We start from the raw sequence: 1661 nt of genomic DNA on the forward strand, positions 1-1661 counted from the left end.
GTGGGCCCTCGGCGGCGCGGGGGTCGTGGGCGCCGGCGCGATCGGTGCGGGCGTCGCGGCGAGCCGCAAGAAGAAGGCGGCGACGGCGAGGGAGCGCTACGACCGGGTCTCCCGCGAGTACGGGCGGGTCGCGGGGGAACTGACCGGGCTGGACATCCGCGCCAACTCGCTCACGTCCCCGCTGGCAGACGACGAGCTGCGGTCACAGTGGGCGGATGTGCGGGACCGATTCCTGTCGCTGGACACCGTCATGGGGCGGATCGGTGACCTGCGGCCGGAGTCGACCGACGCGGAGTTCCGCGAGAAGGCCGACGACATCGAGACCGCGCACACCACGGTCGATCAGATGGAGACGGCGGAGAAGAACATCGACCAGCTCTTCCGCATGGAGCAGGGTGACGCCGACGTGCGCCGCCGCCAGCTCGGCGAGCTCCACGAGGACATGCTGGCCGCCGCGCTGGGGACCGAGGACGAGCGTCTCGCCGCCGAGGCCAGGGCCCTCGACGCGCGGGCGGACGAGCTCTCCCGGGACACGCAGGCCGCCGACTTCATGGACCGCTACGCACGGCTGGTGGTGGACTACCGGCTCGTGGTGGAGGCCATCCGGGCCCGCGAGATGGCGGATGTCGAGGCGGCGGACGACGCGGGTGACCGCCACGCGCCGAGGCTGTACGACCGGGACTGGCGCGCCGGCTACGGCTACAACGGCTTCGTGCCGTTCTACGTGGTCTCGAGCTGGCACGCCCACGACGTGCAGGCGGCCCAGGCGGCGAGTTCCACCAACACGAGCTACTCCAACGCCTCGTTCTCCGGTGGCGGCGGGTCGAGCGGGTACTAGACCCCCGGCCCGCCTCAGCCCTCGACGATCTCGACCGACTCGATCGTGTGCACCGTCCGCGGGGCGCCCTGCGGGCTGCCGTCGTCCTCGATCGCCGTGACGGCGTCCATCCCGTCGGTGACGGTGCCGAAGAGGCTGTAGGCCGGCGGCAGGGAGACGCCGGAGTCGCCGGTGACGATGAAGAACTGGGAGCCGTTGGTGTCCGGGCCGGCGTTGGCCATGGCCATGGACCCGATCTCGTACTCGCCCTGGGCGGGGAGCTCGTCGGAGAACTGGTAGCCCGGTCCGCCGCTGCCGGTGCCCTGCGGGTCGCCGCCCTGGATCATGAAGCCAGGGATCACCCGGTGGAAGGTGATGCCCTCGTAGTACTTGTGGCGGGCCAGGAAGACGAAGTTGTTCACCGTCTCCGGCGCCTTGTCCTCGAGCAGGTCCACGGTCACCACGCCGGCGTCGGTGGTGATCACGGCGGAGTAGTCGACCCCGGGGGTCAGACACATCGGCGGGGCGGAGTCGAACGAGGTGATCCGCTCGTCGGTGCCCTCGGTGGGCGGGCACTCGACCGCGTCGGCCGTCCCTCCGTCGGACGCCTCGGCCCCGGTCTGCGTCCCCGCGGTCGTGCCGGTGGCCGCGTCCTCGGCGGGTGAGTCGTCGGTGCCGCACCCGGCGAGCGCCAGGGGCACCGACAGGGCGAGGATGCCCAGGGCGGTGCGGAGGGTCGGACGGGGCCGGGCTGTGGCGGAGAGCTGCATGAGACAAACCTACGTGGCGCGTCCACGCCGCTGAACCCCCGGTTCCGCGTGGTGGGAGGGATCGCCCCGGCCCA

1 protein-coding gene and 1 pseudogene are annotated in these 1661 nt (G+C 72.1%); one reads left to right on the forward strand and one right to left on the reverse strand.

The window, feature by feature from the left end:
* Nucleotides 1-838, forward strand: a pseudogene (locus G6017_RS12280) (DUF5129 domain-containing protein); the annotation flags it as partial.
* A 14-nt stretch (nt 839-852) separates the two neighbouring features.
* On the opposite strand, the gene G6017_RS12285 reads toward G6017_RS12280, so the two are convergent.
* Nucleotides 853-1587: a peptidylprolyl isomerase gene (locus G6017_RS12285; RefSeq protein WP_182610815.1), complete on the reverse strand. Its 735-nt coding sequence runs from the start codon at nt 1585-1587 to the stop codon at nt 853-855.
* Between the last annotated feature and the right edge of the window lie 74 nt (nt 1588-1661).

The sequence above is a fragment of the Dietzia sp. B44 genome (assembly GCF_014145245.1).
Lineage (GTDB): Bacteria > Actinomycetota > Actinomycetes > Mycobacteriales > Mycobacteriaceae > Dietzia > Dietzia natronolimnaea.

Excerpts from the sequence above, each read along its gene's own strand:
- G6017_RS12285 (WP_182610815.1), bottom strand. The coding sequence starts at position 1,587 with ATGCAGCTCTCCGCCACAGCCCGGCCCCGTCCGACCCTCCGCACCGCC.